Annotated in this window: 5 protein-coding genes; 3 read left to right on the top strand and 2 right to left on the bottom strand. The window is 50.4% G+C overall.

Features of this window, described 5'->3' with window-relative positions; all coding sequences use genetic code 11:
* The first annotated feature begins 201 nt into the window (after positions 1-201).
* Positions 202-825 (top strand): NIPSNAP family protein, encoded by a 624-nt coding sequence (locus BUB54_RS19395; RefSeq protein ID WP_139285016.1) that lies wholly within the window; start codon positions 202-204, stop codon positions 823-825.
* A 4-nt stretch (positions 826-829) separates the two neighbouring features.
* Here the strand turns inward: BUB54_RS19395 and BUB54_RS19390 are convergent, their stop codons facing one another.
* The gene (locus BUB54_RS19390; protein ID WP_048880497.1) at positions 830-1,711 is read right to left on the bottom strand and encodes a helix-turn-helix domain-containing protein; all 882 of its coding nucleotides are present in this window, start codon (positions 1,709-1,711) and stop codon (positions 830-832) included.
* A 128-nt stretch (positions 1,712-1,839) separates the two neighbouring features.
* Here BUB54_RS19390 and BUB54_RS19385 point away from each other — a divergent pair, with 128 nt between their 5' ends.
* Positions 1,840-3,549: an FAD-dependent oxidoreductase gene (locus tag BUB54_RS19385; protein WP_048880498.1), complete on the top strand. Its 1,710-nt coding sequence runs from the start codon at positions 1,840-1,842 to the stop codon at positions 3,547-3,549.
* A 12-nt stretch (positions 3,550-3,561) separates the two neighbouring features.
* Positions 3,562-4,365 carry an SDR family NAD(P)-dependent oxidoreductase gene (locus BUB54_RS19380; RefSeq protein ID WP_217652560.1) on the top strand — a complete coding sequence of 268 codons (804 nt, stop codon included), beginning with the start codon at positions 3,562-3,564 and terminating at the stop codon, positions 4,363-4,365.
* On the opposite strand, the gene BUB54_RS19375 is transcribed toward BUB54_RS19380, so the two are convergent.
* Positions 4,359-5,210, bottom strand: a complete 852-nt coding sequence (locus BUB54_RS19375) for a sugar phosphate isomerase/epimerase family protein (protein ID WP_048880500.1) — start codon at positions 5,208-5,210, stop codon at positions 4,359-4,361. The genes BUB54_RS19380 and BUB54_RS19375 overlap by 7 nt on opposite strands.
* Positions 5,211-5,361 lie beyond the last annotated feature (151 nt).

The raw sequence follows: 5,361 nt of genomic DNA, 5'->3' as shown, positions 1-5,361 counted from the left end.
CGAATATGCAATATGTGATGGATCCAGGCACGTTCTCCTACACCCATATCCCCAATGCATGGGTCTTCGGCTTGCAGGTGAAAGCTGTACTGTAACTCCTGACACACCAAGCAGGGAAAAGGCCGGTTCTCTCAATGACGCAACCGGCCTTTTTATCGTCCAATATTTTCGCATATTCTTCCATGGTCTGTTGCGCAACTCTTGGCAACATCAGAATCAGACATCAAAGCGCCAGGATTTGAGATGATTTTCGAGCTGCGTACCTATGAGTTAACTGCAACGAAGGCTCAGGAATATCTGAACCTTTTTCGTACCTTAGGTGTCGAGCATGTTACAGCGTATTTGCCGATGGGCGGCTACTTTCTAACCGAGACTGGGCAGTTAAACAGAATTCATCATATCTGGATTTATGAAACTTTTGCTGAACGCACGGCCGCCCGGCAAGCGCTTTCCAGTGACTTAGGCTGGAATAAACTATTCGTACCATCTGCCTTCCATTTAATCGAAAGGCAGCGCAATGCGTTCATGATTTTACAAAAAAGCTCCAAACTTCTGGATAAGGTTTGTGCCACCCGTCGTACCCAGCACCACGCTCAAACCCCCGAAGCGCAACTTTTTGGACCGCGTCTGCTTTCATTGACCTATAGCAAAACGCCATTTCAGCCAAAAGAACGATTGGGACAATGGCGAATTACCAGCGGCTATGCAGCTGGCTCTTATGTCACGCTGGCCATAACGGCAGACGAGGATCTGTTGACGTATTCAGAGACAAACCCGCTTGAGCATGAGTTGCTGCGTCCCCTCTCTTGTTCCCCTTTGCAATAGCTTGTCATCTTGATTCCTGACGATAAGCAGCCGGAGGCTGACCAACGCGCTGAGAGAAAAAACGGTTGAAATACGCAGGGTCCTCAAAGCCAAGCTGATGCCCCACCTCAGCCACGCTCAATCCCGAATAGAGCAAGATCCTTTTGGCCTCAATAATCACACGCTCGTGCAACAGTCTGGACGCGGCTTTCCCTGCCCTTGCCTTGCAGGCGGCATTCAAGCGTGGCACCGTGACGCCTAAGACGCCCGAATAATATTCCAGCCTTTTTTGCTGTCTAAAGTCCTGCTCGAGTAACGCCCTGAACCGGTTGAGCAAATCGTAATTCCGATCCAACCTTAACTCTACGCCTAAAGCCGCCTCACTCAGCCGCGCAGCATGAACAAAAATATGCAAAAGCAAAGCCGTTATGGCTTGACGTCGGAACGTAGCACGCCAGATGAACTCCTGGCGCAATTTCGAAAATGCTTTAACCAGCTGTTCCCAAACTTCCTCTTCATCAAACACATGCACAGATGGACGATTAAGCGAAGCCAGTAGTTCAGGGGAATTAAATAGTGGCTCAGCCAAATATCCTTTTGATACTGTTATGACCTCACCATCCGTACCAGCGGAAAACTCCATATCGTGCACACAGGCAAGCGGAATCACTACCAATGCAGGCGCCACAACATCATAGCGCCGCGCTTCCATTCTGATCCAGCCACCTCCCTTCGTGACCAGCAAAAGCTGGGCATGATCAGGATGTACATGGGTACGAATTGTCCAGTCATTCACACTACTACGATCACGGATCGGCTCGGCATGAAGCAAATTCATATCCACATCAGAATGCGGATCTCCATAGAGATAAAAATGAGGAATCTTAAACTCAACCTGCTGCTTCATATATCTTTGCTCTCTGAACAGCTTAACGTTACCCCAACAAATTGTGCAATAAAACCAAATTTCCGTCCATTCTTGCGGGACCACTTCATTTCTAATCTACGGTCAGGAATAAAGCGTGAGGAATATCCATGGCAGGACCAATTTCATCCGGCACGGAATGCGATGTGCTGGTCATCGGCGCGGGGGCGGGTGGGCTTTCCACCGCCATTACCGCCTGCAAGCATGGTCTGAATGTTGTCGTTATTGAAAAAGCGCCAGTTTTTGGTGGTACCATGGCATTTTCCGGGGGCGTGCTCTGGATTCCTGGCAATAAAATATGCCCACCAGGAAATAAGCCAGACAGCCGGGCCAAAGCGCTATCCTACCTCAAGCACGAAACCGGTAACTTTTTCGATGAGGCCGCAATTAACGCCTTTCTGGACCACGGCCCCGAGATGCTGGATTTCTTTCAGCGTGAGACTGAGGTGAAATTTCTTCCTACCCTCTATCCAGATTATCATCCTGACGCACCAGGCGGCATGGATGTTGGACGCTCAGTACTCGCAGCACCTTATAATGCAGCTGAACTTGGAAAAGAATTACACCGTCTGCGACCGCCTTTACGTACTATCACCTTTATGGGTATGATGTTCAACTCTTCAAATGCAGACATAAAGCATTTCTTTAATGCCACAAAATCGGTCTCGTCTTTCCTTTATGTTACGCGCCGCCTCACCGGGCACATAAAAGAACTGATCCGCTACAAGCGCGGTGTCCAGGTCACCAGTGGAAACGCTCTTGCCGCGCGCCTGGCCAAGACAGCTTTCAACCTTAATATCCCTATCTATACAAACACGTCCGCGCAAGAGTTGCTATGGGACGGCAACCGCGTCACTGGCGCCAGAGTTCATACGCCCATAGGGCCAGCAGTCATTATAGCGAAACGCGCGGTAGTTATTGCCGCTGGCGGCTTTCCTCATGACAAGTCACGTATTTCTAAACATTATCCGCATTTACGCCGTGGCGGAGAGCATTTATCACCCATTCCGACAACAAATACAGGCGATGGCATCTCACTTGCGGAATCAGCTGGGGGAAGCTTCATCTCCTACCCAAACGCTTCGGCATGGATGCCGGTTTCCGCTGTTCCAAGAAAAATCGGTGAAGTCGAGGCTTTTCCGCATTTGCTCGATCGCTACAAGCCTGGCGTTATTGCTGTTACGTCGAATGGAGAGCGATTTACAAATGAATCAAACTCCTATCATGATTTTGGTGAGGCCATGATCGCCTCCTGCGAGGCACAGGATCACACAAGTGCCTTCTTGATCTGCGATCATGCCGCCATTCGTAAATACGGTCTTGGCTTCGTAAAGCCCGCACCATTACCGCTCACGCCGCATCTTCGCAATGCCTACCTCAAGCGCGGAAAGACATTAGCAGAGTTGGCCAAAGTCCTCGATATCGATGCCTGCCAGCTTGAGTATACTGTCGCACGCTTCAATAAAGACGCCGAATCAGGGCGTGACACAGAATTTGGGCGAGGTAGTACCTCTTTCAACCGTTATTTGGGTGATCCCGATCACAGGCCCAGTCCCAACATCGCTCCTATTCAACGTGCCCCCTTCTATGCCGTGAAGCTTATTATGGGCGACCTTGGCACGTTTAATGGGCTAGAGACGACGGTCGAAGGTCAGATCTTGAACAAAGACCACAAACCAATTCCTGGCCTTTACGCCGCTGGAAACGACCGCGCCAGCATAATGAGCGGAAATTACCCGGGTGCAGGCATTACGCTCGGACCCATCCTAACTTTTGGCTATATCACCGGTCGGCATCTCGCTACGACTTCAGATGTATAAGGAACCCGCATAGTGGAAAAAATTAGTATGGATTGGCTCTGCCATGCGGGTCGTGTGTGCGTCGTTACTGGTGCTGCTGGCGGCATTGGCAAGGAAATAGCAGACCAGTTTGCCCATGCTGGCGCAGCAGTTGCTTACCTCGACCTTAACGCCGAGGCCGTCATCAAGAACGCTAAAGCTGCTGTTACCAGAGGCGGAATAGCGATCGGTCTTTCCTGCAACGTTGCCGAACCTGAAAGCGTCGCTGCAGCTGCCTCAAAAATCAACGAGTTGCTCGGGCCGACGGATATATTGATAAATAACGCAGGTATCCTACGCCCCGGTGACCTCAGTCATATAGCGCTGGATGATTGGGAGTTGATGTTGCGGGTAAACGTCACCGGCTATATGTTATGCGCCCAGCAATTCGGCCGCGGCATGTTAAATCGCGGCAAAGGCAATCTGGTACACATTGCCTCCATCGCTGCATCTGAACCGCAGGCTTTTAGCGGCGCCTACAGCCCCGGTAAAGCGGCTATAGCCATGCTCTCCAGGCAGCTTGCCTTTGAGTGGGGTGCAAAAGGTGTGCGCAGCAATTGCGTCAGCCCAGGTATGATCCGCACTCCTCTAAGCGAAGCCTTCTACCAGACACCCGGCATTGCAGAGAAACGTGCCGCGATTATACCTGCTCGGCGCATTGGTGAACCACGAGATATCGCCGAAGCCGTACTTTTTCTCGCCAGTTCCCGCGCGGGTTATATAACCGGACAAGAGATTGTTGTGGACGGCGGCTTCAGCCAGTCGTTGATGAGCTTTGCACCTCGGCCTGGCTATTGAACCAGAAGTTCATGAATATAGGCTATGCTATCAGAAATAACCTGTTCATGATTTTCATACTCAGGATCTAGGTAATCAACTTCCAAAGCCAGCAATCCTTTGTAATTTTGGGCTTTTAATGCAGCGAGTATCACGGGCAAATCAATCAAACCTTGCCCCAGGGGAACGCTGGGCCAAAACGAAAAATCATGTGGATTACCTGAGCGGGCACGTACATCCTTGATGTGCGTCGTACGGGCATAGGGAACAAGCTTTAGCGTAGCCTGCAGAGGATCTTCCAACATACGCAGATTGTTCGCGGTATCGAGGCATACACCCAGCCAAGGTGAATTCACAGTCTCGATCAATTCCACCAACTCATCCGCCAGAAGATCAATATGATTTTCAATTGCCAGCACTACGCGATGCGCTTCGGCGTGCGCGACAGCCTCATGGAGCAAAGGTAGCAGCGCGGCTTTATGTCTAGACCACTCTGTTGGCCTTGTTCGACGGCTACCACAACAGATCCGCATAACCTTGGCACCAATGCGCCCCGCTATTGCAGTATGATATTTCAAGTCCTGCAACTGATCCGGCGCGGCGCCTGACCCAAGACCTGAAAGATGCCCCCAGGCCCAAACTCGTTCAAATCCAAGATAGTCTAGTTTTTCCCGCAGTATATCCGCATCACCTAGTGTTATATGCGGAAAGAAACACGACTCCAGTGAGACCCCCTGCACCTGCAATGCCAAAGCCTTATCAAGAAATTCATCAAGACTCATTCTGACACCAGAATCGGTTTCAATTCCTGGGTAAATTTCACCGAAATATCTATGATAACAATAAGAGTCGATCGCGGACTTCATCCTCCTCTCCTCAAAAAAGTGGCCGCCATTTTATAGAGGCGGCCATCATTCCGACCTTACAGTACAGCTTTCACCTGCAAGCCGAAGACCCATGCATTGGGGATATGGGTGTAGGAGAACGTGCCTGGATCCATCACATATTGCATATTCG

The organism is Acidocella aminolytica 101 = DSM 11237, from assembly GCF_900129125.1.
GTDB classification, from domain to species: domain Bacteria; phylum Pseudomonadota; class Alphaproteobacteria; order Acetobacterales; family Acetobacteraceae; genus Acidocella; species Acidocella aminolytica.
This window is presented reverse-complemented; position numbering and strand designations above follow the sequence as displayed.